Here is a 26,085-nt window from a genome sequence, read left to right as displayed (position 1 = left end):
GGGTAGACTCGCAAGGTGCAATTCCGCGAACTGAGCATCCCAGACAGCTACGAGATCACGCCGAAGCAGTTCGGCGACGACCGGGGCGTGTTCCTCGAGTGGTACCGCTTCGACAAGCTGGAGGCCGAGATCGGGCACTCCATCGACCTCGCGCAGGCCAACACGAGCGTATCGAAGCGCGGTGTGGTGCGCGGCATCCACTTCGCCGACATCCCGCCGTCGCAGGCCAAGTACGTCACCGCCACCCATGGTGCGGTGCTCGACTACGTGATCGACATCCGGGTGGGTTCGCCGACCTTCGGTCAGTGGGACTCCGTGCTGCTGGATGACAAGGATCGCAAGGGCATCTACCTCGCCGAGGGTCTCGGCCACGCGTTCGTGGCGCTCACCGACGACGCGACCGTGAGCTACCTCGTCACGTCGACCTTCGCGGCCGAGCGCGAGCACGGCATCAACCCCCTCGACGAGGAGGTGGCGCTCGTGTTCCCCGAGGCCGCAGGTGAACTGCTGCTCTCGCCGAAGGACACGGATGCACCGAGCCTCTCCGAGGCCGCCGCCTCCGGCCTCCTCCCCACGTGGGACGAAGCGCGCGCGTTCTACGCCTCGCTCAACGAGAAGGCACAGAACGAGAAGGGTCGCTGATGCGCGGAATCATCCTGGCCGGCGGATCCGGCACCCGGCTGTGGCCCATCACCAAGGGCATCTCGAAGCAGCTCATGCCCATCTACGACAAGCCGATGGTCTACTACCCCCTCTCGACGCTCATGATGGCCGGGATCAACGAGATCCTCATCATCACGACCCCGGAGTACAACGACCAGTTCAAGGCGCTGTTCGGCGACGGCAGCGAGCTCGGCATCCGCCTCGAGTACGCCGTGCAGCCCTCGCCCGACGGTCTGGCGCAGGCGTTCATCATCGGTGAGGACTTCATCGGCGAGGAGTCGGTGGCGCTCGTGCTCGGCGACAACATCTTCCACGGCGCGGGCCTCGGCTCGTCGCTCCGGGCCAACGGCGAGATCAAGGGTGCGCGCATCTTCGCGTACCACGTGGCCGAGCCGCGCGCCTACGGCGTGGTGGAGTTCGACGACGACTTCAAGGCCCTCTCCATCGAGGAGAAGCCGGTCGAGCCGAAGTCGAACTACGCCGTTCCCGGTCTCTACTTCTACGACAACGACGTGGTGGCCATCGCGAAGTCGATCGAGCCCTCCGCCCGCGGCGAGCTCGAGATCTCGACCGTCAACGAGCGCTACCTCGAGCGCGGCGACCTGCAGGTGCAGGTGCTCGACCGCGGCACGGCCTGGCTCGACACCGGAACCTTCGAGTCGATGATGCAGGCCTCCGAGTACGTGCGCGTGATCGAGGACCGTCAGGGCTTCAAGATCGGCTGCATCGAGGAGATCGCCTGGCGCGCGGGGTGGATCGACACCGAGCAGCTCGCCAAGCTCGCCGCCCCGCTCGTGAAGAGCGGCTACGGCTCCTACCTCGAGACGCTCATCGCCGACGCTCAGTCCTGAGGCGGCGGGCCCTGCCGGGGCGCGGCGTGGCCGCACGGCGTGCGAGCGGCGTGGTCGTACCGTAGGGTCGTGCGCAACTCGACCTCGACCCTCGCGGTGACCATGCTCGTGATCGCCGCCGTGCTGGGCACGGGTGGCGTGGCCTCGGCGGAGGTCGAGCCGCCGGTGGAGGTCTCCGAGCCGACCACCGAGACGCCGGAATCCGCCACGGAGCCGGCGCCCGCAGCCGCTCCCGCCCTGCCGCGGATGGACGACTCCTACACGGCCGAGCAGTTCACGGCCCAGGCGGCGGAGCTGCCGGCCGAGCTGCACGACGCCATCGCCCGCGACCTCGACGAGGCCCCCGAGGACTACCTGGCCCGCACGGCCGCCGCCCTCGACGCCGGAGTCGTGGTGGAGGCCCTGGTCGAGACCGGTGTCGAGGTGCTCGGCTCGAGGCTCGAGGGCACACAGCTCGTCGTCAACGTTCCGGACGAGGCCTCCGCGGCCACGGTGGGCGAGACCGGAGCGGTCGCCGAGATCGGTGACCCCACGGTGCCCGACTACTCCGGCGAACGGCTCGAGGCCCTCGCCGAGCTGGTGGGTGGCCAGGCGTTCCAGTTCCTCTCCGCCGGATCCACCTACGTCTGCACGGCGGGCTTCGGCGGCCGCTACGGCCCCTACCCGCAGATGCAGTTCATCACCGCAGGCCACTGCATCGAGCCCGACCGCTCGAGCGGCAACTACTTCTACGAGTCGCGGCAGTCCCGAGCCGGCTCGGCCCCCTCGCGCGGCTCGATCATCGGCGCCCCTGTCGACAGCCTCTTCCGTTTCGGCGGCGGATCCGACGTGGGCGTGGTGGCCCTCTCGGACGAGTGGACGCCCACCCCGAAGGTCTCCACCTGGGGTGGCGGTCAGGGCGCGCTCGGCGACGGCAGCCCCGTGACGATCACCGACATGACGACGGGGGTGGTGGGAGCTCCCGTCTGCAAGTCGGGCCGCACCACGGGCTGGACCTGCGGCACCATCATCGTGGTCGACGAGTCGTACCCCGTGTACAACCGGGCCGGAACCCCCGTGTACGTCAATCTCACCCTCACCGACGTCTGCATGCTCCCGGGTGACAGCGGAGCGAGCGCGGTCATCGGCAGCGCAGCCTTCGGCCTCGGATCGGCCGGCACGTTCCAGAACAACTGCGACAAGGGCGCCCAGCCGAACGCCATCAGCGCCTTCTTCCCCATGCTCACCACGAACAGCGCCAAGAAGAGCGTGTCGAACACGGTGCCCGACTGGGAGATGAAGGTCGCCGTGGCGACGCCGACCGTGGTGAGGCCCTCCTTCGTGGGCGACAGCATCCGGGGCACGCTGCCCGGCGCCGGCCCGCGCCACACGGTGCAGATCACGATCGACAGCACGAACTTCTCGGTCACGCCGAACGCCTCCGGCCAGTGGTCGCTCGCCATCCCGGCCGCCCTGCAGTCGGGCAGGCGCTCCTTCTCGGTCACGGCGCGCTGGGGCAGCTTCTCGCTCTCCTCCACGGTCAGCGACACCTACGAGCTCAAGGCCAAGCCCTCCGTGGAGAGGGTGAGCGGCGCCGACCGCTACGCCGTGGCGCTGCAGATCGCCCAGCGCGCGCACCCCCAGGCCATCCCCTCGGGAACGGTCTACCTCGCGACAGGCGGCAACTACCCGGATGCGCTCAGCTCGGTGCCCGCGGCCGTCAAGCAGGGCGGCCCGCTGCTCCTCACGCCGAGCGATCGGCTGCTGCCGGAGGTGGCCGCCGAGATCAGGCGGCTGGCGCCCGCGGCCATCGTGGTGGTGGGAGGCACGGCCTCCGTCTCCGACGCGGTGCTCGCCGAGCTCCGACCGCTCGCCGCCACCGTCACCCGGCTCGCCGGTGCCGACCGCTACGAGGCCTCCCGTGCCGTGGCCCGGTTCGCCTTCGGCACCGCTCCCCGCAGCTACGTGGCCACGGGAGGCAACTTCCCCGACGCCCTCTCGGCCGGCTCGGCGGCGGGATCCGCCGGCATCCCCATCACGCTCGTCAACGGAGGAGCAGGCACCGCCGACGCCGCGACCGTCGATCACTTCCGCACCATGGGCACCTCCGCGGTGACCATCGCGGGCGGCCCGAACTCCGTGGGCGCCGGGGTGGCGGATGCTCTGAAGACCCGCATCCCCGCCACGGTCGAGAGGCTCTCCGGCAGCGATCGCTTCACCGCGTCACTGGCCATCAACCGGGCCGCCTACTCCTCGAGCTCCACGGTGTACCTCGCCACGGGCTACAACTACCCTGACGCGCTCGCCGGCGGCGTGCTCGCCGCGAAGAGCAAGGCCCCGCTCTACATGGTGCCCGGCGACTGCGTGCCGCGCGGCGTGATCGACGACATCAGCAGACTCAAGGCCACCAAGGTGGTGCTGCTGGGTGGGCCCTCGTCGCTCAGCGACTCGGTGGCCACGCTGTCCGCCTGCAGCTGGTGATCCGCCGGTCACCTGTCGGTAACTCGTAGGTAGCCCGCTGATACCCAGCTGAAGTCCCGTGGGAGTACCCTGAGCGCACGACGCTCGCGGAGGTGACTGGCATGGTGACCCACATCGGTAGCAGGATGGCGGCTCCGGCGCGCACTCCCCGGGGGGTGATCCGCCCCAGAGCTCTGCTCGTCGCCGTGCTCGCCGCGGTGCTGGCCGTGGGAGGTCTCACGGTGGGCGGCCCGGCCCCCGCGGCCCTCGCCGCCGCGGAGGAAGACAGGGTGCACGACCTGGTCAACTACCACCGCATCGCCTCGAGCCTGCCCTCGCTCGTGCGGGACGCCACGATCGACGCGGCCGCCGAGGAGTGGGCGAACCACATGGGCACCCTGGCGAACCCGCTCACGCACAGCACCCGCGAGTGGCGTGCCTCGAGGATGCCCCCGGGCTGGACGGCGAACGGCGAGAACATCGCCTACGGCTACGGCACGGCCGACGCGGTGATGGAGGCCTGGATGAACTCACCCGGCCACCGCAGCAACATCTTGGGCGGTGCCTTCACCCGCATCGGCATCGGCTACGCCATGACGCCCAACGGCACGATGTGGGTGCAGATCTTCGGCGGCTACGCCTCGAACCCGCAGCCGCCGGTCTCCGCGCCGTCGAGCCCGCCGAGCATCTCGGGCACGCCGGGGGTCGGTCAGGCGCTCACGGCGTCGCCCGGCACCTGGGCGGCGGGGGTCTCGGTGTCGTACCAGTGGTCGGTGGCCAACAGCCCGGTGCCCGGCGCCACCGCACCCGTATTCTACCCCGACCAGTCGATGGTGGGCCGCTCGATCACGGTCTCGGTCACGGGATCGCGGCCGGGTTACACGCCGGTCTCGGTGAGCCCTCCGCCGAGCCCCCAGGTGACCACGCCGTTCACGGTCGACCGCATCAGCGGACCGGATCGGTACGCGGTGGCGGTCTCGATCGCCCGGCGCGCCTATCCCGCAACCGCACCGGTGGTCTACGTGGCCACAGGCACCAACTACCCGGATGCGCTCTCGGCCGGCCCCGCCGCGGCCCTCCAGGGCGGCCCTCTGCTGCTCACGCGGCCCGACGTCGTGCCGGCCGAGGTGGAGCAGGCCATCGCGGCGCTCGCCCCGCAGCGGATCGTCATCGTGGGAGGCCCCGCCTCGGTGTCGCCTGCGGTGGAATCCCGCCTGGCCGCCCTGGCCCCCACGGTCGTGCGCCTCTCGGGCGCCGACCGGTTCGAGGCATCCCGGGCGATCGTGCAGTACGCCTTCGGAGAGCCGAAGGCCGCCACCGCCTACGTGGCCACGGGCCTCAACTTCCCCGACGCTCTCGCGGCAGGGGCGGCCGGCGGCTCGAGCGGCAGCCCGGTGCTTCTTGTCAACGGATCCACGACGGGTGCGGATGCCGCGAGCATCGCCACGCTGCAGGGCCTCGGGGTGTCGGCCGTCAAGATCGCGGGAGGACCGAACTCGGTGAGCCCCGGGGTGGAGGCGGGCCTCGCGGCCATCGGCAGCGTGCAGCGGCTCTCCGGGGCGGATCGCTACGAGGCCGCCACCTCCATCAACCTCGACGCGTACGGCGGGGCCACCACGGCGTACCTGGCCACGGGCACCAACTTCCCCGATGCGCTCGCGGGGTCTGCGCTCGCCGGCATCCAGGACGCCCCGCTGTTCGTGGTTCCCACCGAGTGCGTGCCCCGCAAGGTGCTCGGCGCCCTCACCTCGCTGGGCGTCTCGAACGTGGTGCTCCTCGGTGGCCCCGCCTCGCTCGCGGCCCCGGTGCAGAACCTCAGCGCGTGCTGGTTCTGACGGAGAGGTAGCGGAAGAACTCGCGCTTGAGGTCGCCCAGCGACCAGTGCTGGTTGGTGTCGCTCAGCACGAACTCGATCTCGACCGGGAGCTTCTTCAGCGTGTAGCCGCGCGAGGTGGCGAACCAGGTGAACCAGAGGTCGTCGAGCATCCAGTAGCGCTGCGGCAGCGCGGTGAAGAACTCGTCGTCGAGGAAGATGGCCGAGCTGCAGACCATGCCACCCGGCCCCACGTGGTCGACGGGGCCACCGACCACGGCGGGCGTGCGGTCGAAGTAGTCGTCGGAGGCCACGGTGAACGCCCACCAGGCGTGCACCGCGCCCGGCTCGTGCACCTCGAGCGCCGTCTGCACGAAGGTGGGCTCGATCACCTCGTCGTCGTCGATCACGATGATCGGCTGCTCCCGCTTCTTCGCGAGCGCCCTGGCCCAGTAGAAGCGGGCGATGGAGCCGAGGTTGTAGGGGGAGCGCACGATGCGCACGCTCCGCAGGGCGCCGGAGGGGCGGTAGAAGGCCAGCTCCTCGAGGTAGAGGTCGTGCTCGACCTTGTTGTTGTTCCACAGGTAGAGGTCGATCGGCGGCGTGCCGGTCTGCGCGTCGAGCAGCTCGAGCATGGTGCGGAAGTGACCGGGCCGGTTCCACAGGCACATGAGCACGGCCACGCCGCGGGGGCGGCCGGCGCCGGGGGCGGAGATGTCGAAGTCGTCGGAACGGAAGCGGCCCGCGAGCAGACGGCGGCGGATGACGGCCTTGACCGGCTTCTCCGCGAGGAGCGCGAGGCGCGAGGAGCGGAGACGAGCGAGGAGCGGCACCCCGGAAGCCTACCCGGTGGTGCTCAGCGGCTCCGCATCCACTCGACCGTCGCCGCCAGACCGCGCTCGAGCGAGACCGGCTGCAGGGCGGGGAACAACCGCGCCATTTCGGCTCCCTCGGCCTGGGAGTGCAGCACGTCGCCCCGCCTGGCCTGGTCGAAGACCGTCTCGACCGGGTGCCCGATCGCGGTCTCGATGGCTCCGATGAGCTCGAGCAGGCTCGTGCGCACCCCGAAACCGAGGTCGACGGGGGTGTCGGAGACCACGCGGCGGCGCACGGCGTCGGCGATGACCGAGCACACCGAGTCGACGTAGGTGAAGTCGCGTGACTGCTCGCCCGTGCCGTAGACGACGAGCGGTTCGCCGGCGATCGCCCTCTCGAGGAAGGCGGGCACCACGGCCGGGTAGGCGGAGGAGGCCTGCTGGCGCGGACCGAAGACGTTGAAGAAGCGGAAGGCGAGCACCGGGAGCCCGTAGACGCGCTGCCAGGTGAGGGCGTAGGCCTCGGCGGCGAGCTTGCTCACGCCGTAGGGGCTCTCGGTGCGGGGCAGCAGGCCCTCGTGCTTGGGCAGGGTCGGATCGCTGCCGTAGACCGACGAGGAGGAGGCCAGGATGACATGGGCGCCGCCGCCGGCCGCGTCACCGGACCCGCCGCCGCTCCGGCGTGCCGCCTCGAGCACGAGGGCGGTGCCCGTCACATTGACGTCGAGCACCCGCAGCGGGTTCTCGACCGATTCCTGCACCGAGGCCACGGCCGCGAGGTGCACCACGGCGTCCGCTCCCGCGAAGGCGGCGTCGATCGCCTGGGGGTCGAGCACCGAGCCCTCGATGATCGTGAGGTCGAGGCCGTCGAGCCGCCCGGCGTCGCCCACCGAGAAGTCGTCGAGCACCACGAGCTCGATCTGCGGATCGGCCGCGAGCAGGCGGCAGAGGTTGCTGCCGATGAAGCCGCAGCCCCCCGTGACCACGACCTTCAGGGCACGGGCGCCCCCGTCAGCGGGCACGTCGACCGCCCCGGCGCACACGGTTCGACACGCGCACCTCCCAGCGCTCGGAGAGCTCGCCCACCCGGGTCTCGAGCGAGGTCACGTGGGCCTGGGTGAGGGTGTCGAGCTGCTCGAGCTGCAGCACGCGGGCATCGCGCTCCGCCACGGTCGCCTCGACCTCGGCGATCCGTGACTTCGCGGCGTCGATCTCCGCGTGGAGGTCGGCGATCGTGGCGGCGCTCTCGGCCTCGAGCGCCTCGTAGCGCAGCTGCAGCAGGCCGAAGCGCGACTCGGCCTCGCGCAGCGCGGGGGCGACCGTGTCGAACTCGGCCTGCTCCTCGGGCGAGAAGCCCTCATCCTCGACCGCGGACACGACGGTGTCGGCGAGCACACGCTCCTCGGCGTAGCGGCCCGCCTCGAGACCGGCGGCGAGCTCGGCCTCGTCGGGGTGGCGGAGCAGGTAGTGGTGCTGCAGCAGGCCAGCCTTCAACCGCGCGTAGTCGCGCATGCCGTGGTGGTTGGGGCTCGGGGTGAGCTCGGGGTTGCTCTCGTAGGCGCGACCCGAGACCTCGACCTTGTTGCGGAACTGCTCGTACGAGCGCCACGGCAGGTGCAGCACCTCGAGGGCGAACGCCTCGTCCGGCACTCCCTTCGAGGCGAGGCTCACGAAGTGGTTGCCCTGGATCACGTCGATGTCGGGCACTCCGATGTGCACGGCATCGGCGGTGGGATGCGCGCGCAGCCCCGCCGCGGCCAGCTCGGCGTCGGAGCGCAGGTCGCGGTAGTGCAGGCGCTGCACACCGGAACCGCGGCGGGCGGCGGAGCCCGTGAGGTTCGTGACCGGCACCAGGAAGGCCTCGATGCTCTTCGGGATGCCCTCGAACGCCTCGTGCAGCGTGAGGGAGCGGTCGACGGGCAGGAAGAACTCGTCGGCGTCTGCGTTGATGACCCAGTCGGCACCGTGCACCGTGTACGCGTCGCGGGCCATGGCGGTCACGACGGAGCTCTGCTGCTTGCGCTGCACCGGGTCGTGCCTCAGGTCGATGAGGCCGCGGGCCGCGTACCCCTCGAGCAGCTCGGCGGTGCCGTCGACGGAGCCGTTGTCGGTCACGATGATGACGTCGACGCCCTGGGCCAGGTGGTGGTCGAGCATCGACGACACGATGTCGGCCTCGTCGCGGACCATCAGTGTCATGGCGAGCTTCACGGATAGACCTTCCTTCGTGTTCGCCGGTTCGGGTTCCGGCTGGTCCCGCACCACCCTATCGGCGGGTGCGGGCTCTGATCGCGAACGAGCGCAGCGACAGACCGGCCGAGAGCGCCGTGCGCACGGGCCAGAGCAGGGGCCCCGAGTACTTCTTGGCGAGGAACCGCTTGGCGCTGTCGTGGTGCGCCTTGAGCATGCGCTCCGACTCGCCGCCCGCGGTGGAGTGGGCGCCGGTGTGCAGCACCTCGGCCGCGGGCTCGTAGAGGTTGCGCCAGCCGTGCTCCCCGAGGCGGTACCCGAGGTCGACGTCTTCGAAGTACATGAAGTACCGGGTGTCGAAGCCGCCCAGCTCGTCGAAGGCCGCGCGCCGGATGAGGAAGCAGGCGCCCGAGAGCCAGCCGGCATCGCGGCGGATCGGGTTCGCGCCCACCTCGTTGCGGTAGGAGCGGGTCCACGGGTTGCGCGGCCACACGGTCGAGAACAGGGCGTGCCCGATGCCGTTGCGGATCGACGGCACGGCCCGCGCGGAGGGATAGGCCGATCCGTCGAGCTCGAGGATCTTGGGGCCGACCGCTCCCACGTCGGGGAACTCGTCCAGCGCCTCCACGAGGCGGTCGATCGCCCCGGGCGACAGCACGACGTCGGGGTTCGACACGAGCACGAACTCCACGTCGGCGGGCAGCGTGGCCACCACCACGTTGACCGCGTGACCGTAGCCGAGATTGCTCAGCATGGGGCGGTACTCGGCGTCGTGCTCGGCGGCCATCCGCTCGATGCGCTGCCGTTCCGTGGAGGCCGGCTTGTTGTCGGCCACGTAGACGGCGGTGGGCGTGGCGGCCGCCGCGGGCGGCACGGAGGCGAGGAACGGCTCGAGCACCACGGCGGAGTCGTAGGTGACCGTGACGACCGCCACCCGGGCAGCGGCGGCGCTCATGCGGCCACCTCGACGCCCGCCTGCCGGTAGGCCTCCACGTGCGCGCGGGCACAGGCCGCCCAGGTGAACTCCGCCGAACGTGCACGGGCTGCGGTCGAGAGCGCCTCGCGGCGGGTCGGATCGGCGAGCAGCGCTCCGAGCGCGTCGGCGACGGCCTCGGCGTCGGGCTCGGTGTACGCGACAGCGGATCCGCCCACCTCAGGTATGGAGAGGCGACGCGTGGTGAGCACGGCGGCGCCGCTCGCCATGGCCTCGAGCACGGGAAGACCGAACCCCTCGCCGAGACTCGGATAGGCAACGACCTCGGCGCCACCGAGGAAGGCGGGCAGCTCGTCGAGCGGCAGGTAGCCGGCCTCCACCACGCCGTCGTCGGGCCCCAGAGCGTCGAGCAGTCGTGCGGCCTCCTCGTCCCAGCCGCGCGAGCCCGAGAGCACGAGCGGGGGGACGGGAGCGGAGCTGCTCGCGCGGAGGAGGGCGTGGGCGCGCAGCAGCGCGGGGATGTTCTTGCGGGGCTCGATGGTGCCCAGGAACCCGATCCAGCCGCCCTCGAGCCCGTGCGCGGTGGCGAAGCGGGCCACTTCGGCGGCCGTCGGCTCGTGGAACACCTCGGGGTCGACCCCAAGGTAGGCGACCACGATGGAGGGGCGCACACGTCGCACGCTCGAGCGCACGGCGTCGGCCGTGGCGGCGCTCGGGGTGAGCAGCGCCGCGGCGCGGTGGGCGGCACGTCTGGTCCACCAGGTGAAGAAGGTGCGCTTGAGACGCGAGTGCACCTCGGGGTCGGTGAAGAAGGTGGCGTCGTGCAGCGTCACCACCCGGGCCGCCCCGGTGACGAGCGGCAGCGTGTAGTGCGGAGAGTGGATGGCGCGCACCCCGAGGCGTCGCGCCATCCGGGGCAGGCCGAGCTGCTCCCAGAGGAAGCGGGCGGGTCGGACCGAGATGAGGGCGGGAGCGGCGTGGTACTCGTGGCCGGGGGCGCCGTCGCGTAGCCGCTCGATGTCACTCGGCTTCGCCACGACGTGCAACCGCACGCCCAGCTCGTCGAGACCGGCCAGCACACCCTGGATGTAGCGGGCCACGCCTCCCCAGTTCGGCGGCAACGAGGTCGCGTCGAAGAGAACGGGGGTGGAGGGGGTCACCGGTCATCCTCCTGGTGCCGATTCGGAGCAACCTCCAGCATAGCCGCGGCCACTCCGGCTCAGTCCTCGACCAGGAGCGCGGCGACGGCCGAGCGCGGCACCACGGCCTCGCGGTCGAGGCGCCGGCGCTCGCCGAGGGTGGCGGGCAGGCGGCGCACCGCGGCGGCCAGAGACGTGAGGCGACGGCGGAAGGCCGTGCGGGCGAGGGCGGTCAGGAGCACCGGGAGCGGTGCGTGCTTCGCGGCGACGAGGATGCGGTTGCGCTCGTTGTGGAAGCGGAACAGCGCCGACCCGGTTCCGCTCGAGGCCGCGTGGGCGTGGTGCACGGTGGCGCCGGGGGCGTAGCGGATGCTCCAGCCGGCGCGTCGCAGCCGCCACGACAGGTCGGTGTCCTCGTAGTACATGAAGAGGCTCTCGTCGAAGAGTCCCACCTCGCGGAGGGCCGCGGCTCGGAGCGCCGACGCGCCGCCCGAGAAGCCCATCGCCTCTCCCGCCGCGCGCGAGTCGAGCGAGACGGGCACGAGCCAGTCGCGGTCACGGCCGTTTCCCGACCTGGTCATCTCGTTGCCGGTGCTGTTGAGCAGCGCCTCGCCCGAGGCATCCGGCACCCAGCGGGTGCCGTCGGCGGCCACGAGGGCGCCGCGGGCGTCTCCGCCCTGCGGCTGACCGCTGGGCACCCTGCGGTAGAGATCGCGCAACACGATGCGCGCCGTGGCGGCGCCCGCTCGTGGATCCTCGACGAGGGCATCCACCAGCGAGCGCACGAACAGGGGCCCGGCCGAGGCGTCGTTGTTGAGCAGCACGAACGCATCCTGGTCGTCGCCCGCGGCGCGGATGCCGGCGTTCACACCGGCCCCGAAACCGCCGTTCACCTGCACGGTCAGCACGCGGTGCTGCGGATGCCGTTCGGCGAGAACCCGCGCGGAGTCATCACCCGATCCGTTGTCGACGACCACGATCGAGAGGTCGACGCCGCGCCGCCCACCATCGGCCTCGAGGCCCTCCTGGGTCTCGAGCGACCGCACCGCCGCCGAGGTCAGCTCCGGCTGCCGCCAGTTCACCACCACCGCGGTCACCCGGAACGGCGCACCGGTCACCGCCACGGCTCAGCTGCCGAGGTCGTCGAACTCGGGGACGGCGTGGATGACGCCCACGGCGAGCGAGTAGAACGGCACATCGAACGAGGTGATCTGCGGCATGTCGTGCAGGTGCCGCCCCTCCGAGTCCATGAGCGAGGTGTTGACGAAGTACTTGCCGGAGCCGAAGTTGACGTTCTTGAGCGTGAACTCCACGGTGCGCGGGCCGGTGAGGCGCGGCAGGGAGAACCCGAGGCGCTTGGACGTGGTGCCGTAGACCACCTGGCCCTGCACGTTGTCGATCTGCACCGCAGCGATCCAGTCCACGATGCCCTCGCCGTCGTGCTCGAACTGCATCGAGACCACGAGGTCGTCGCCGGGTTCGATCGGCTCTCCCTCGGCCTTGCCCTTCGCGTGCGCCGTGGTGGAGAGCACCCGACCGTGGCGCACCGCCTCGACGTGCTGGGTGGTGGCCTCATCGACCCGGCGCTCCTCCAGGATGTCGCGGAAGTCGCGCACCGCCTCGTGTGGGGCGCCGTCGAACATGACCTTGCCCTTGGAGAGCAGTACTGCGCGAGTGCACAGCTCGGTGACCTGACCGAGCGAGTGGGTCACGAGCACGATCGTGCGGCCCTCGGCCTGGAACGAGCGGATCTTGTCGAGGCACTTGCGCTGGAAGGCCTCGTCGCCCACCGCGAGCACCTCGTCGACGAGCAGCAGGTCGGGGTCGACGTGCACGGCCACCGCGAAGGCGAGCCGCACGTACATGCCGGAGGAGTAGAACTTGACCTGAGTGTCGATGAAGTCGCGGATGCCCGAGAAGTCCACGATCTCGTCGAAGTACTCGTCGGTCTGCTTGCGCGAGAGCCCGAGGATGGAGGCGTTGAGGTAGACGTTCTCGCGACCGGTCAGATCCTGGTGGAAGCCGGCGCCGAGCTCGAGCAGGGCGGCGAGCCGGCCGCGGCGCTGCACCGAGCCGGACGTGGGCTGGATGATGCCGCCGATCATCTTCAGGAGCGTCGACTTGCCGGAACCGTTCGGTCCGATCAGACCGATCGTGGTGCCGGACGTGATCTCGAGATCGATGTTCTTGAGGGCCCAGAAGTCCTCTTTGAACTGCTTCGAACGACCGGCATTGACCAGACGCTCCTTGAGGCTCTTCTCCTTGCGGATGATGAAGCGCTTCGAGACGTCGTTCACCTGGACGACGGGGACATGACTGGCCACGATCAGAGCTCCTGTGCGAAGTCGCCCTGCAGGCGACTGAAGACTTTTTGGGCACCGAACAGGGCGATGAGCCCCACGGCGAACGCGATCAGCATGCGCATGCCGAGAAGGGGCAGCGGCACACCGTTGGAGGCCTCGGACCAGAACGCCTCCTGGAAGCCGAGCACCGCGAGCGTGATCGGCGAGTTCACGTAGACCTCGAGGAGCCACGCCGGCAACACCGCGGCGGCCTGCTGCCACGAGTACAGGATGGGCGAGGCCCACATGAGCAGCAGGAGTACGACCTCGACCAGGTACTGGATGTCGCGCAGGTACACGTTCAAAGCGGAGAGCAGCAGCGCGATCGCAGTGCCCCAGACGAGCACGAGCACGAGCGCGCCCACGAAGAACAGCAGGTTCGCTCCGAAGCCGAGAGTGCCGAGCACCGCCGCCGCGATGAGCAGGATCACCATCTGCACGACGAAGTTGAACAGCGCGGAGCCGACAGCGGCGAGGGGGAAGATCTCCCGTGGGAGATACACCTTCTTCACCAGCCCCTGGTTGGCGATGATCGACGCCGTTCCCGAGGCCACGATCTCGCTGAAGAGCGTGTACACCGTCAACCCGGCGAAGATGTAGATCGCGAAGTTCTCGATTCCGCGGGCGGCGCCGAGGAACTGGCCGATCACCAGGTAGTAGATGAAGAGCTGCGTGAGCGGCTTGGCGAGGCTCCAGAGGAACCCGCCCGCGCTGTCCTTGTAGCGGCTCTTGAGCTCGCGCTTCGTGAGCAGGCCGAGCAGCTGGCGGTGCGCCCAGATCTCCTTGACCGACTCGACGGTGCCGGAGACTCCGCCGTTGACGGCGCCGGCGTGCTGCCAGGGCTCGTTGAGCAAGCGGGTCGAGCGCTCGGTAGGGGACTCGTCCAGTCCAGCCATGTTCACGGCCTCCAAGCCACTGCATGCGGCAGTCGGGAGAACTGCCGGGATCGAGGATACATGACGGTGCCGGAGCAGTCGCTCAGGCTTTCCCGGCCTTGCGGTATGCCAGCCGGGAGCGGATCTTGCCGCCCAGCGAGGAGAGCCCGCCGTTCTCCACGTAGTGGCGGGCGAGTGCGAGATCGCGACGGATGCCGTGCCGCCTCGTCGAGATGGCCTGGAACTTCTCCTCCGCCGTCACCGGCCGGGAACGTCGCCCACCTGCCCCTGCCGCGAGGTCGAGCGGTGCCGAGAGCGACCCGAGCACGCGGTCGGCCGCGGGGTGCGGGTCGCGGCAGAAGGCCACGAGAGGGGCGAGCGTGCGCTCCCAGGTGAAGTCCTCCCGCACCCGCGCGACGGCCTGCACGGCCTTCTTGCGGGCCGGCGCGTCGTACAGCATGCGCTCGAGGGCATCGGCCAGGGCGTCGACGTCGCGCTCGCCGACGGCCACTCCGAGCCCCTCCTTCTCCACGAGGTCGCCGAAGCTGTCTCCGCCCGTCGTGACGATGGGGAGGCCGGCCCACAGGTAGTCGAGGATGCGGGTGCGGAACGAGAAGGTGGTCTCGATGTGGTCGAAGTGCGTGCTGACCCCCACATCCGCCTCGAGCAGGTAGTTCTGGCGGTCGTCGAGATCCACCCACGACTCGTTGAAGAACACGTGGCGGCCGGTGAGGCCGAGATCGGCCGAGAGCTGCCTCGTCTTCTGCACCACGGCCATCTCGGGCACATCCGGGTTGGGGTGGGCGGTGCCCATGAAGAAGAGCCGCACGTTCGGGCGCTTCTCGGCCAGCTGACCCACGGCCCGCACGAGCGTGAGGGTGTCGAACCAGTTGTAGATGCCGCCGCCCCAGATGATGACCTTGTCGGCCTTGCCGATGCCGGGCACCACCCCTCGGATCGCGTCGCGGGTGTGCCTCGGGGGCGTGGAGTCGAGGCCGAACGGCGCGATCGAGATGAGCTCGTCGAGCGAGTCGTCGGCCGCGTAGTTGGCGGGGTTGATGCGGCCGAGGGCTGCGAGCTGGCCGAGCCAGAACAAGCGCTGCCGCTCGGAGGCGCAGAGGAAGAAGTCGGCCCTCGAGAGCTGCTGGTTGAGCACCTCGGTGGCCGAGCGCACGATGTTGGTCCAGCGCTCGGTGCCGAACTCGCGGCCCTGCTCGAGCTGCTCGAGGTGCATCGGATCGTAGATGTCGGCGACCACGATCTTCTCCGACTTCTGCAGCGTGGTGAAGTGGTGCAGCGCGTAGCCCTGGAAGAAGATCACGTCGGCCCACTGCTCGTGCACCTTCATCTGGCGCTCGTTCTGCAGCTGCACGTGCTCGACCTCGAAGCGGTCGGAGTGCCGGTTGGCCGCGTTCCAGGTGACGAGGCGCACGTCGTGCTCGTCGGCCAGGGCCTCGGAGATCTTCCAGGCCCGGAGCCCTGGCCCCGCCATCTTCTCGCCGAGCGAGTCGCCCGTGATCACGAGGATGCGGCGGCGATCGGACGACGACTCGATCTCGAAGGCGTCGACGACGGCCCGGAAGCCCGTGAGGTACGACGATCCGCCGAGCAGCGGATGGATCATGTTGCCGAAGAGCCGGAACAGCTCGGCGTCGGTGCGCCGACGGCGGCCCTGGATGTCGTCGCGCGAGACGCTCAGCGACTCGAGCTCCTCCACGAACTGGTCGAGCGCGAACAGGCCAGCGAGCGACTCCTTGGCCACCGGGGTGGTCTCGTCGAACTCGTCGGCACCGCCCTCGAACCTCCGGATGTCGAAGAGCTGCGAGTCGAGGTCGCTCTTCGAGACCGCGCGGCGGGCGAGCAGGGCCATGGCGCCGGGCAGGAAGCGGGCGAGGTTCTCGGCCGAGAGGTTCTTGTAGAGCGTGGCGAGGGCGTTGCGCTCGAGCAGGTAGCTCTCGCGGTACGGGCCGAAGCTCCGCATCGAGGCGTGGTGGCGGTGGTAGACCACGGAGGCGGGGGCGAAGCGCACCCGGTAGCCGAGCAGGTTGAGGCGCCAGCCGAGGTCGACGTCCTCGTAGAACATGAAGAAGCGCTCGTCGAAACCGCCCACCTCCTCGAAGGTCGCTGCCCGCACGAAGAGTGCGGATCCGGTGCCGTAGAGGATGTCGCGGGGCGCCTGGAAGCGCTCGTCGTCGGGCTGGTTCTCGTGATCCTTGTACCCCATGCCGAACCAGGTGAGGCTGCCGCCCACGAAGTCGACCACCTTGCCCTCCCAGTCGAGCACCTTGCTGCCGACCGCGGCCACCGCGGGGCTGGTCTCGAACTGGGCGACGGCTCCGCGCACCCAGCCGGGAGCGGGCTTGGCGTCGCTGTTGAGGAAGGCGAGGAACTCGCCCCTGGCGCTCCGCGCGCCGAGGTTGCTGCCGCCCGCGAAGCCGAGGTTCTCGGCGGAGGAGATCACGCGCACGCGCTCGTCGCCCGCGAAGGCCGCGGTGAGCCGAGGCAGGCTGTCGTCGCCCGATCCGTTCTCGACCACGATGATCTCGAGGTCGGCCGAGGGCCAGTCGACCGCTCCCAGCTGCTTCACGCACTCGATGGTGTCGTCGGCACCGCGGTAGTTGACCACCACCACCGAGACGACCCCGGGAACTCGGACGACGCTGGGATTCTTCACCCGTTCAGCCTATCGCCGGAGCGTCAGCGGGCCGGGGAGCCCGCCGTCCCTATGATCGGGGCATGGCCAGATCCACTCTTCTCCGCGTGACCCTCAGCAGCCTCCTCGCGCTCGGTGTCTCCGCCGCCCTGGTCGGCTGCATCGGTGGCGACGGCGGATCGCCCACGCCGACGCCCACCTCCTCGGCGACCTCGACGCCGACAGGCTCGGCCACCCCCACGCCCACCAGGAGCGCAGCTCCCACCCCCACCACGGCGCCGACTCCCACGCCGACCGCCGAGCCCACCACCCCCGCCATCTCCGGTGTCTCGATCGAGATCCTCAACACCTCCTACGACCCGGCGGCCGGCACCCTCTCGGTGGCCGGCATCGTGGGCGACCTGGTGAGCGAGACGGGTGTCTGCATCGCCACAGCCACGCAGGACGCGGCGTCGGCCAGCGCCCAGTCGCCCGGAGTCGCCGGCCCGAGCATGACCTACTGCTCCGACCTCACGATCACGCTCCCCGCGGGGTCGACGGGCACCTGGACCGTGGAGCTCGCGTTCGCCGACTCGAGCCACTCCGGTTCGGCCAGCACGAGCATCGCGCTCGAGTAGGCGCCCCGGCGCCCCCGTCGCACTCGGCTCCCTCGCAGGCGGGCCTCCGACATCGTGGCTACTATGGGGGGCGTTTCCTCCTGTTCGAAAGTGCGGTAGCAGTCATGAGCTCACGTCTCACAGCCACCGGCGACGTCGACGTCACCAACGAACTCCGCGAGCTCCGGCTCGAGGTGGCTTCGCTGCGCGCTCAGCTCGCACGCAAGACCGCCGAGACGGACGAGTACCGTCGGCGGCTGCAGGCGAGCCGCAACCAGTGCGAGCGCTACGGCGCCCAGCTCAAGGCCCTCCGCGCATCGACCTCGTGGTCGATCACGCGCCCGCTGCGCATGCGCCGCCGCAAGTCGCTCAACAACGGCTGGACCTGAGCGGCGTGGGTGGCAGAGTCCTCGACAGCGTCCTCCCGGCGAGCTGGATCGAGTCCGAGCGCTCCACGCTGCCCGTGACCGATCGGGTCGCGGTCGTGGCGAGCTACGCCCCGGGGCCCGAGGTCTCGCTCTCGCTCTCGTGGATGGTCGCTCGCCTCGAGGAGCAGGACTACTCGGTCGTCGTCGTGCGCGCGTCGGACGACAAGCGCCCGCTCGACTGGTCCCGCGGGCCCGCCAACGAGGCGATCGTGGTGCGCAAGCCGAACATCGGCTACGACTTCGGGTCGTGGGCCACCGCGTTCGAGCTCTTCCCCGCCATCCGCAGCACGCCCAACGTCATCATCACCAACGACTCGCTCGTGGGCCCGTTCTCGAGCCTCGGGCCGATGCTCGCCGACTTCGAGGAGTCGTACTTCGACGTCTGGGGCGGCACCTGGACGAGCCAGTACATGCCTCACCTGCAGAGCTTCCTGCTGGGGTTCAAGGGCGGCGTGCTCGACGACCCGTCGCTCCGCCACTTCTGGAGCGAGCTGCCCGAGCAGCGCACCAAGTTCGAGATCATCGACAAGTACGAGCTCGGCCTCAATCGACTGCTGCAGGGCGAGGGCTTCGTGACCGGCGCCTGGTTCGACTACGAGCTCGTGGTCGAGTACACCCAGAACCCCACCATCCTGGGCTGGAGGAGGCTGCTGGATCTCGGCTTTCCGTTCGTCAAGAGGGAGCTCGTGACGAACCCCAGTATTGTGGGCGATGGTCCCGAAGTCCGCGCCGTGGTGGAGAAGAAATTCGGGATCGACCCGACGACCTGGGTCTGACCGGTCGCCGAGCGAGTTAAGGGCACATGAGGAAAATCACCGTCGGAGGCGTCAAACGGCGCACAGGTCGCGCGCTGCTGCGCGCGGGAACCGTGCTCGCCACCACCCCCCAGCCCGTGGTGTCCGACGACTTCCGCGCGAGCTTCGCGCGTTGGGCCTCCTCGCGCACCAACCGCCTCAAGGCGCTCTACCCGGGTGAGTGGAAGAAGCAGTTCACCTCCGAGCCCACCACCTCCCGCGTGGCCGTGGTGGTGCACGTGTTCTACACCGACCTCGTGCCGCAGATCCTCGAGTCGCTCGCCGCCCTCCCCGTGCAGTTCGACCTGCTCGTCACCAACGCCTCGGGCACGCCGCTCGAGATCGACACGTCGGGCATGCCGAACCTCGACCGCCTGCAGGTGTTCGACATCGCCAACCACGGCCGCGACATCCTCCCCCTCGTCTCGCTCGTGAACGCCGGGCTTCTCGACGACTACGAGCTCGTCTTCAAGGTGCACACCAAGAAGAGCGCCTGGCGCGAAGGGCACGCCGAACTCGGCGGCTCGGGCGACCAGTGGCGCGAGAGCTTCTTCGAGGAGCTCGTGGGCTCGGTCGAGAACGTCACGCGTGTGCTCGAGGAGTTCGCCGGCGATCCCTCCCTCGGCATCCTCACCTCGTCGGGCAACGTGCTCGGGCCGGAGTTCTGGGGCGGCGACCGCGACATCGTGGGGGCGCTCCTCAGGCGCATCCAGCTCGACCTCGACGTGGACGGCCTGCGCTTCGCCGCGGGCTCGATCTACTGGATCCGCGGCTTCATCCTGCAGGGGCTCCGCTCGTTCGAGCTCTCCGCTGGCGACTTCGAGACCGAGGCCGGCCAGGTCGACGCCACCACGGCTCACGCCATCGAGCGCATCATCGGCATCGTGGCCGGCGAAGCCGGGTACGGCATCCGCGACACCACCACGCTGCCCGCCCTCGAGGCCGGCTCGACCGGTTCCGAGGCGTGGAAGCGCTTCACCCCCGAGTTCGAGACCGTGCCGCGCGCCAGGGTGTTCCCCTTCTATCTGCCGCAGTTCCACACGTTCCCCGAGAACGACGAGTGGTGGGAGAAGGGCTTCACCGAGTGGTCGAACGTGGCCTCGGGTGTTCCCCTCTACCCCGGCCACATCCAGCCCCTGCTGCCGAGCGAGCTCGGCTTCTACGACCTCACCACGCCCGGCGTGCGGGATGCCCAGTACGAGCTCGCGAACTCGATGGGCATCGAGGGCTTCATGTACTACTACTACTGGTTCGCCGGCAAGAAGCTCATGCAGATGCCGATCGAGGATCTCGTGGCGGGCGACGGCGACCAGAAGTTCTGCATCATGTGGGCCAACGAGAACTGGACCAGGCGCTGGGACGGCAGCGAGAAGAACATCCTCATCGCTCAGGACTACGACCGCGTGCCCGCCACGCAGTTCATCCACGACGTGATGCCGCTCATCACCGACCCGCGCTACTCCACGATCGACGGCAAGCCCGTGATCGCGGTCTACCGCATCACCCAGATCCCGAACCACATCGAGGTCGTGGAGTACTGGCGGAAGGCCGCCGAAGAGGCAGGACTGCCGGGCCTCACCCTGCTCACGGTCGACGTGGGCACCTCGATGCAGGGTATCGAGGGCGAGGACCTCGCCGAGCACGGTCTCGACGCGCACATGGAGTTCGCCCCCCACAACATGTTCTGGGGTGCGATCCCGCGCGATCACCGCGGTCTCGATCCGCGGTTCGAAGGCAACCTGCTGAGCTACCGTGCCATGGCCGAGCGTGCAGAGGAGCGCCTCAACTCGGCGCCCCCCGAGCACCGCTACCCGGGCGTGATGGTCAACTTCGACAACACGGCCCGCCGGCAGTGGCAGCCCGACATGTGGTACGGATCGAACCCCTACACGTTCCGCCGGTGGCTCAACACCACGGTCTCGTCGGTGAGCGACCGCGAGCGTGACCAGCGCGTGGTGTTCATCAACGCCTGGAACGAGTGGGCGGAGGGCGCCGTGCTCGAGCCCTCCCAGCGCTACGCCCGCACCTACCTGCTGGCCGTGCGCGACGTGCTGCACCGCTGAGCACGTCCTTGTGCCCTCGGGTGGCCGACGGCCGCCGACTCGCCGCGATTCAGCAGATCTGAGGCCAGCCGACAGTCGTTGCCTAGGATGAACCCGTGATGGGTAGATCTCGGGTGCATCGGTTCGTAGCCTCAGCGGCGGCTTTCTTCGTCGTTCTCAGCGGCCTGACGGCCATCTCGGTCGCCGTCTCCGAACCGGAACCCGCCTCGGCGGCCAACGCCGTCGACTTCCGGCCGGGCAACATCATCAGCGACGCCAACTTCTTCAACGGCAACGCCATGAACTCCGGTGTGGTGCAGGCTTTCCTCAACTCGCAGGGGGCCTCGTGCAACGTCGGCGCGAACTGCCTCAAGAACTACACCCAGACCACCTGGACCCGCGCCGCGGATCCCATGTGCAACGCCTACCAGGGCGCGGCCAACGAGACGGCCGCCACGATCATCACGCGCGTGGGCCAGGCCTGCAACATCAGCCAGGCCGTGCTGCTCGTGCTGCTGCAGAAGGAGCAGTCCCTCGTGACCTCCACGAACCCGACGGCCAGGCAGTACGCCGCGGCCACCGGGTTCGCGTGCCCTGACACGGCTCCGTGCGACGCCGAGTACTCCGGCTTCTACAACCAGGTGTACAAGGCCGCCTGGCAGTACAAGCGGTACTCGAACCCGCCGGGCACCTCGGCGTTCTTCACCTGGATCCCCGTCGGCAAGTACTCCAACATCCCGTACCACCCCAATGCCAACTGCGGCACCTCGCCGGTGCTCATCGAGAACCGCGCCACGGCCGGCCTCTACTACTACACGCCGTACCAGCCCAACGCCACCGCGATGTCCAACATCTACGGCGGGCAGAGCGACGGATGCTCCTCGTACGGCAACCGCAACTTCTGGCGGCTCTACACCGACTGGTTCGGCGACCCCGCCGGGGTGAACAACCCGCACGGCGCCTTCGACACCGTGGCCGCCGTCGCCGGTGGTGTGCAGGTCACGGGGTGGGCTGTCGATCCCTCCTCCGACGCCGCCGTGTCGCTCACGGTCACCGTCGACGACCGGCCCACGCAGATCACGGCCGACAAGCCGCTCGCCTGGATCCCCGTGCTGTATCCCTCGCTCGGCCAGAACCACGGCTTCTCCAGCATCGTCGGAGCATCGCCGGGCAGCCACAAGGTGTGCGTCGCCAAGTCGAACGGCACCAACCTCGGCTGCAAGAACGTGGTGATCCCCAACAAGACGGCGGCGGGCTACCTCGACACCGCTGAAGGCGTTGTGGGTGGCATCAGGGTCGCCGGCTGGTCGCTCAACACCAAGAGCTCCGCCCAGACGTACATCTGGGTCGACATCGACGGCAAGGGTCAGCCCTTCAAGGTCGACAAGCAGCTCTCCTGGACCCCCGTGCTCTACCCCAACACGGGCAACACGCACGGCTTCGACCGTGTCGTGCCCGCGTCTCCCGGCAGCCACCGCGTCTGCGTCTACGGCTACGACTCGGTGCTGCTCGCCTGTCAGACGGTGAACGTGCCGAAGAACGAGGCCGGCACCATCGAGAACGCCGTGGGCACCCTCGGCACCATCACCGTGAGCGGCTGGAGCCTCGACAAGAGGTCGACGGCCTCCACCTACGTGTGGGTCGACGTCGACGGCAAGGGCAAGGCCGTCTACGCCAACGCGGTCTCCGCCTCGGCGGCGAAGGCGTGGCCGGCCTCCGGTGACAAGCACGGCTTCTCCACGACCATCACGGCCACACCAGGGCCGCACCAGGTCTGCGTCTACGGCACCACGGAGAACACGTCGTACGGCTGCCGCACCGTCACGGTCCCGAACAACGAGGTCGGTTCGTTCGACACCGCCGCGGGAGTGCAGGGCGGCATCAACGTCTCGGGCTGGTCGCTCGACCAGACCAGGACGGAGTCGACCTACGTGTGGGTCAACGTCGACGGCAAGGGTCGCGGGATCCTCGCGAACGTCGCGCTCCCGTGGATCGACGGGATGTTCAAGAAGGGCGCCAACCACGGGTTCAGCGACTTCTTCCCGGCTTCGGCCGGCGTGCACCAGGTGTGCGTGACGGGCACGAAGGAGAACGTCTCCTACGGCTGCAAGCAGGTCACAGTGCCCTCGAGCGGCGCCGCCTCGTGGGATTCCGTCTCGGTGGCCGACAAGTCCATCAAGGTCACGGGCTGGGCGGTCGACAGGAAGTCGAACGGCGTCAAGTACGTGTGGGTCAACATCGACGGCAAGGGCGCCGCGTACGCGGCCAACAAGCCGCTCTCGTGGATCAACAACTACTTCCCGGGCGTCGGCCCCAACCACGGCTTCGATCTCACGATCCCGGCCACGGCGGGCAAGCACACCGTCTGCATCACGGCGACCTTCGACAATCAGGATCTCGGATGCCGTGAGGTCGACGTGCCCTCCACCGGTGCCGCGAGCATCGACTCGGTCACCGGCGTCGCGGGCGGCGTGAAGATCATGGGCTGGTCGGTCGACAGGGCCTCGACCGCGACCACCTACCTGTGGGTCGATGTCGACGGCAAGGGCACCGCGGTCGCGGCCGCCACGCCGCTGCCCTGGATCAACTCCTACTTCCCGGGAGTCGGCGCCAACCACGGCATCGACGCTCTCGTGCCGGCCTCGTCGGGCAGCCACCGTGTGTGCATCACGTCGACGTTCGATGGCCGCAACCTGGGCTGCTCCACCGTCGTGGTGCCGTAGCGGTCCACGCTCCGGTGCACCCCCGACAGCAGGGTGACCGTCTGCCGCTGGGTCAGCGGCAGACGGTCACGGCCTGATCGCCGCTCGTCAGCGTGGCGTCGCGACCGGCCACCGAGTCGAGCTCGAGGCGGGTGTCCGAGATGTCGAGGGCCCTGGAGGCGGGGCTCGTGGGGTACTCGAGCGTCACCTGCGTCGAGGAGGCCGACTCGAGCACCACGGGTGCGTCGGCCGTGAGCGCCGTGGTCTCGTGCGAAGGCAGCACCGCACACGCGATCGCCACGCCGGTCTCCGGCTCCTCCACCACCCACTGCACCTGCAGCGAGATCTCGTCCTGGGTGAGCTGCGAAGGCTCGGCGGGCTGGATCCGCCCCTCGGCGAGGATGTCCTCGATGTCGGACCACGTGATCATGGGAGCCTGCACCGGTGAGGGCGCTGCATCCGATGCCGTCTCGAACCCGTTCTGGGCGAGGTAGGCGGAACTGGTGAGCAGCTTCGCGTTCTCGCTCTTCCACCCCGCCAGGCCCTGCGAGGTGGTGGTCAGCGCGGCGGAACCGACCGCGGCCCACCCCAGCAGCACGAGCACGATCAGGGTGGTGGCGATCCTGGTCTTCGCGCCGAAGCGCGCGATCGAGAGCACGAAGATCGGGATGGCGGCGATCAGGATGAAGTACGAGTAGCCGCCGCTCGCCGAGTCGGCGACGTTGCGGCTGAGCCGCCCGATCATGGTGATCACGAGACTGAGCGTGAGGGCCACGAGGAGGAACAGGTAGGTGCGGCGCGCGCGGGGGAGCTCGATGGTCGAGGTGCGCACGGCGAGGAACGCCACGACGCCCAGCACGCTCACGACCATCACCACGGAGGTGAACGATCCGCTCACGGGGATGGTGTCGCTGACGGCCTTGTTGAGCAGGGCGAAGACGAACTCGGGACCCTCCTGGAGGATCTGCACGATGCCTGTCGCGCCGTTGCCGCTCGGTATGTCCCAGAACACGCGCACGAGCACGAACCACACCGCGGGGATGAGCCCCACGACGGCGCCGAGGAGGTAGCGGCGCAGGCTGATGAGCGCGAAGCCGGCGGCCACGCCGAGCGGGATGAACGCTGACCCGCTGAAGGTGCCGAAGAGCGACAGCGCGATGGCCAGGATCCACTGGGTCCTGCCGCCCAGTCGGGAGGTGAGAGCCACGAACAGCAGCCACAGACCGGCCGTGGTGGCGGCCGTGTACTGGAACTGGCCGGCCCAGGTGAGCGTGCCCGCTCCCGCGGCCATGAGCGCGATCGGCGCCACGGCGGCCACGGCGATCGCCCGCGAGGGGATGACGAGCCGCATGAGCTTGTAGACGGCCACGCCGCCGGCGAGGTGGCAGACGATCATCGGCACGGCGTAGATCACGTAGCCCTTGAGCCCGATGACCGAGTACAGGGTGGAGAACCACAGCTTGGTGAAGAGGATCGTGTGCTCGTTGTGCGGGGCGATCAGCCACCCCAGCCACCCTGCACCCTCGGGGGGAGCGAGGTAGTCGAACTCGTCGTAGATGAACCACTGGGTGCGCACGTTCGCCACGATGACGGCCGCGGCCACGAGCACCACCACCGTGAGCGCGGCGGCCGCGGCGAACCTCGGGTCGATCCGTCGGCCGAGGGCGGTGAGCGAACCGTGAACGGCCCTGACCCGCCGGTCGACGAGATCGTCGACGCGGCGGGCCGGAGAGGCCGGGCGCTGTGCGCTGCCCGATCCGTGCTGGCTAGATGGTGCCGTCGGCAACGGCGTTCTCGATCCACGGGATGACCTCGTCGAGCATGTCGTCGAGCGTGGTGGTCGCCTCGAAGCCGAGCAGCTCCTTGGCCTTCGTCACATCGGGAACGCGCTTGGCCACGTCGTACTCGAAACCGGGGTCGCTCGTGTAGTTGAACGGCACATCCGGGCCCTTGATCTTCTGCCAGATCGTCTCGGCGAGCTCGAGCACCGAGTGGCCCGCAGCGGTCGAGACGTTGAAGTCGTTGTTGAGCGCGGCCGGGTGGTCGAGGCTCATCACGATGCCGCGCGCGAGGTCGCCGCCGTAGGTGTAGTGACGCACCTGGTCGCCCGAGCCGAGGATGTGCAGCGGGTCCTGACCCTTCAGCACCTTCTGCACGAGGTCGGGCACGACGTGGCTCATGGCGAGCTTGACGTTGCCCGAGTCGATCTCGACGTCACCGAGGGCGCGGCTCTCGCCGATGCCCACGCAGTTGAAGGGGCGGAGGATCGTGTACGGCAGCTTGTACTGGTCCCAGGCGGCGCGCGCGAAGTACTCCACGGCGAGCTTCTGGAAGCCGTACGACGAGAGCGGCGGCGGCACCTCGCGCTCGTCGCCCTCCTTGGACGGCCAGCGGTCGGTCGACTCGAACACCATCGAGCTCGACATGTAGGTGACCTTCTCGAGGCGGCCCTTCTTGTGGGCGGCGATCGCGGCGTCGACGCTCGAGGCGATGATGCGCTCGTTCTGCGCGAGCAGGTCGTAGGCGTAGGTGTGGAAGTACGAGATGCCGCCGATGAGGGCGGCGCCCGCGATGAAGTGGTCGCAGTCCTCGAGCAGTCGCGTCATGAGCTCGACGTCCTGCACGTCACCGACGACGAGCTCGTAGTCGGGGTTGTCGTCGTACGACTTCTTGACGGGGCCGTACTTGGAGTAGTTGTCGACTCCCACGACGGAGTAGCCCTTGGCGAGCAGCTCTTCGACGATGTAGCCGCCGATGAATCCAGCGGATCCGGTGACGAGGACCTTCTTCATGAATAGCGTTCCTTTTC

The 26,085-nt window shown here is 69.4% G+C and carries 20 protein-coding genes; 9 read left to right on the top strand and 11 right to left on the bottom strand.

Features of this window, described 5'->3' with window-relative positions:
* Positions 1 to 15: 15 nt before the first annotated feature.
* The 4 genes from ACEXQC_RS07555 to ACEXQC_RS07540 all read left to right on the top strand — a co-directional run bounded on the left by ACEXQC_RS07555 (position 16) and on the right by ACEXQC_RS07540 (position 5,788).
* On the top strand, positions 16 to 642 hold the full coding sequence (locus tag ACEXQC_RS07555) for a dTDP-4-dehydrorhamnose 3,5-epimerase family protein (RefSeq protein ID WP_374820064.1): 627 nt from the start codon (positions 16 to 18) through the stop codon (positions 640 to 642).
* Positions 642 to 1,514, top strand: a complete 873-nt coding sequence (rfbA, locus tag ACEXQC_RS07550) for a glucose-1-phosphate thymidylyltransferase RfbA (protein WP_374820062.1) — start codon at positions 642 to 644, stop codon at positions 1,512 to 1,514. The genes ACEXQC_RS07555 and rfbA overlap by 1 nt, the downstream gene beginning before the upstream one ends.
* Before the next feature lie 69 nt (positions 1,515 to 1,583).
* Positions 1,584 to 3,974, top strand: a complete 2,391-nt coding sequence (locus tag ACEXQC_RS07545) for a cell wall-binding repeat-containing protein (protein WP_374820060.1) — start codon at positions 1,584 to 1,586, stop codon at positions 3,972 to 3,974.
* A 155-nt stretch (positions 3,975 to 4,129) separates the two neighbouring features.
* Positions 4,130 to 5,788, top strand: coding sequence for a cell wall-binding repeat-containing protein (locus tag ACEXQC_RS07540; protein WP_374820058.1), 1,659 nt, complete (start codon positions 4,130 to 4,132; stop codon positions 5,786 to 5,788).
* Here the strand turns inward: ACEXQC_RS07540 and ACEXQC_RS07535 are convergent.
* From ACEXQC_RS07535 to ACEXQC_RS07495, 9 genes are all read right to left on the bottom strand, one after another.
* On the bottom strand, positions 5,769 to 6,599 hold the full coding sequence (locus ACEXQC_RS07535) for a glycosyltransferase family 2 protein (RefSeq protein ID WP_374820056.1): 831 nt from the start codon (positions 6,597 to 6,599) through the stop codon (positions 5,769 to 5,771). The genes ACEXQC_RS07540 and ACEXQC_RS07535 overlap by 20 nt on opposite strands.
* 23 nt (positions 6,600 to 6,622) lie before the next feature.
* Positions 6,623 to 7,603 carry an NAD-dependent epimerase/dehydratase family protein gene (locus ACEXQC_RS07530; protein WP_374820054.1) on the bottom strand — a complete coding sequence of 327 codons (981 nt, stop codon included), beginning with the start codon at positions 7,601 to 7,603 and terminating at the stop codon, positions 6,623 to 6,625.
* On the bottom strand, positions 7,593 to 8,780 hold the full coding sequence (locus tag ACEXQC_RS07525) for a glycosyltransferase family 2 protein (RefSeq protein ID WP_374820052.1): 1,188 nt from the start codon (positions 8,778 to 8,780) through the stop codon (positions 7,593 to 7,595). The genes ACEXQC_RS07530 and ACEXQC_RS07525 overlap by 11 nt, the downstream gene beginning before the upstream one ends.
* 67 nt (positions 8,781 to 8,847) lie before the next feature.
* Positions 8,848 to 9,726 carry a glycosyltransferase gene (locus tag ACEXQC_RS07520; protein WP_374820050.1) on the bottom strand — a complete coding sequence of 293 codons (879 nt, stop codon included), beginning with the start codon at positions 9,724 to 9,726 and terminating at the stop codon, positions 8,848 to 8,850.
* The gene (locus tag ACEXQC_RS07515) at positions 9,723 to 10,865 is read right to left on the bottom strand and encodes a glycosyltransferase family 4 protein (protein WP_374820048.1); all 1,143 of its coding nucleotides are present in this window, start codon (positions 10,863 to 10,865) and stop codon (positions 9,723 to 9,725) included. The genes ACEXQC_RS07520 and ACEXQC_RS07515 overlap by 4 nt, the downstream gene beginning before the upstream one ends.
* Before the next feature lie 59 nt (positions 10,866 to 10,924).
* The gene (locus ACEXQC_RS07510; RefSeq protein WP_374820046.1) at positions 10,925 to 11,962 is read right to left on the bottom strand and encodes a glycosyltransferase family 2 protein; all 1,038 of its coding nucleotides are present in this window, start codon (positions 11,960 to 11,962) and stop codon (positions 10,925 to 10,927) included.
* Positions 11,963 to 11,971: 9 nt separating this feature from the next.
* The gene (locus ACEXQC_RS07505) at positions 11,972 to 13,168 is read right to left on the bottom strand and encodes an ABC transporter ATP-binding protein (RefSeq protein ID WP_374820044.1); all 1,197 of its coding nucleotides are present in this window, start codon (positions 13,166 to 13,168) and stop codon (positions 11,972 to 11,974) included.
* Positions 13,169 to 13,170: 2 nt separating this feature from the next.
* Positions 13,171 to 14,082 carry an ABC transporter permease gene (locus tag ACEXQC_RS07500; RefSeq protein ID WP_374820042.1) on the bottom strand — a complete coding sequence of 304 codons (912 nt, stop codon included), beginning with the start codon at positions 14,080 to 14,082 and terminating at the stop codon, positions 13,171 to 13,173.
* Between the two features lie 82 nt (positions 14,083 to 14,164).
* The gene (locus ACEXQC_RS07495) at positions 14,165 to 16,735 is read right to left on the bottom strand and encodes a glycosyltransferase (RefSeq protein ID WP_374820040.1); all 2,571 of its coding nucleotides are present in this window, start codon (positions 16,733 to 16,735) and stop codon (positions 14,165 to 14,167) included.
* A 62-nt stretch (positions 16,736 to 16,797) separates the two neighbouring features.
* Here ACEXQC_RS07495 and ACEXQC_RS07490 point away from each other — a divergent pair, with 62 nt between their 5' ends.
* The 5 genes from ACEXQC_RS07490 to ACEXQC_RS07470 all read left to right on the top strand — a co-directional run bounded on the left by ACEXQC_RS07490 (position 16,798) and on the right by ACEXQC_RS07470 (position 23,297).
* Positions 16,798 to 17,331, top strand: a complete 534-nt coding sequence (locus ACEXQC_RS07490; protein ID WP_374820038.1) for a hypothetical protein — start codon at positions 16,798 to 16,800, stop codon at positions 17,329 to 17,331.
* A gap of 104 nt (positions 17,332 to 17,435) precedes the next feature.
* Positions 17,436 to 17,699, top strand: a complete 264-nt coding sequence (locus tag ACEXQC_RS07485) for a nucleotide exchange factor GrpE (protein WP_374820036.1) — start codon at positions 17,436 to 17,438, stop codon at positions 17,697 to 17,699.
* A 5-nt stretch (positions 17,700 to 17,704) separates the two neighbouring features.
* Positions 17,705 to 18,514 carry a rhamnan synthesis F family protein gene (locus ACEXQC_RS07480; RefSeq protein WP_374820034.1) on the top strand — a complete coding sequence of 270 codons (810 nt, stop codon included), beginning with the start codon at positions 17,705 to 17,707 and terminating at the stop codon, positions 18,512 to 18,514.
* Between the two features lie 26 nt (positions 18,515 to 18,540).
* Positions 18,541 to 20,595: a glycoside hydrolase family 99-like domain-containing protein gene (locus ACEXQC_RS07475; RefSeq protein WP_374820032.1), complete on the top strand. Its 2,055-nt coding sequence runs from the start codon at positions 18,541 to 18,543 to the stop codon at positions 20,593 to 20,595.
* 95 nt (positions 20,596 to 20,690) lie between these two features.
* On the top strand, positions 20,691 to 23,297 hold the full coding sequence (locus ACEXQC_RS07470) for a hypothetical protein (RefSeq protein WP_445451968.1): 2,607 nt from the start codon (positions 20,691 to 20,693) through the stop codon (positions 23,295 to 23,297).
* Between the two features lie 52 nt (positions 23,298 to 23,349).
* Here ACEXQC_RS07470 and ACEXQC_RS07465 read toward each other — a convergent pair whose 3' ends face one another.
* Together ACEXQC_RS07465 and ACEXQC_RS07460 are read right to left on the bottom strand one after the other, a co-directional pair.
* Positions 23,350 to 25,062: a hypothetical protein gene (locus tag ACEXQC_RS07465; RefSeq protein ID WP_374820030.1), complete on the bottom strand. Its 1,713-nt coding sequence runs from the start codon at positions 25,060 to 25,062 to the stop codon at positions 23,350 to 23,352.
* Positions 25,043 to 26,068 (bottom strand): NAD-dependent epimerase/dehydratase family protein, encoded by a 1,026-nt coding sequence (locus ACEXQC_RS07460; protein ID WP_374820028.1) that lies wholly within the window; start codon positions 26,066 to 26,068, stop codon positions 25,043 to 25,045. The genes ACEXQC_RS07465 and ACEXQC_RS07460 overlap by 20 nt, the downstream gene beginning before the upstream one ends.
* Positions 26,069 to 26,085 lie beyond the last annotated feature (17 nt).

It is taken from the genome of Herbiconiux liukaitaii (genome assembly GCF_041927495.1).
GTDB lineage: Bacteria > Actinomycetota > Actinomycetes > Actinomycetales > Microbacteriaceae > Herbiconiux > Herbiconiux liukaitaii.
This window is presented reverse-complemented; position numbering and strand designations above follow the sequence as displayed.

Bases quoted from the DNA above. Each gene is read 5' to 3' on its own strand.
- rfbA (WP_374820062.1), top strand. From the start codon at position 642: ATGCGCGGAATCATCCTGGCCGGCGGATCCGGCACCCGGCTGTGGCCC.
- ACEXQC_RS07525 (WP_374820052.1), bottom strand. From the start codon at position 8,780: ATGACACTGATGGTCCGCGACGAGGCCGACATCGTGTCGTCGATGCTC.
- ACEXQC_RS07520 (WP_374820050.1), bottom strand. From the start codon at position 9,726: ATGAGCGCCGCCGCTGCCCGGGTGGCGGTCGTCACGGTCACCTACGAC.
- ACEXQC_RS07500 (WP_374820042.1), bottom strand. From the start codon at position 14,082: ATGGCTGGACTGGACGAGTCCCCTACCGAGCGCTCGACCCGCTTGCTC.
- ACEXQC_RS07490 (WP_374820038.1), top strand. From the start codon at position 16,798: ATGGCCAGATCCACTCTTCTCCGCGTGACCCTCAGCAGCCTCCTCGCG.
- ACEXQC_RS07485 (WP_374820036.1), top strand. From the start codon at position 17,436: ATGAGCTCACGTCTCACAGCCACCGGCGACGTCGACGTCACCAACGAA.
- ACEXQC_RS07475 (WP_374820032.1), top strand. From the start codon at position 18,541: ATGAGGAAAATCACCGTCGGAGGCGTCAAACGGCGCACAGGTCGCGCG.
- ACEXQC_RS07460 (WP_374820028.1), bottom strand. From the start codon at position 26,068: ATGAAGAAGGTCCTCGTCACCGGATCCGCTGGATTCATCGGCGGCTAC.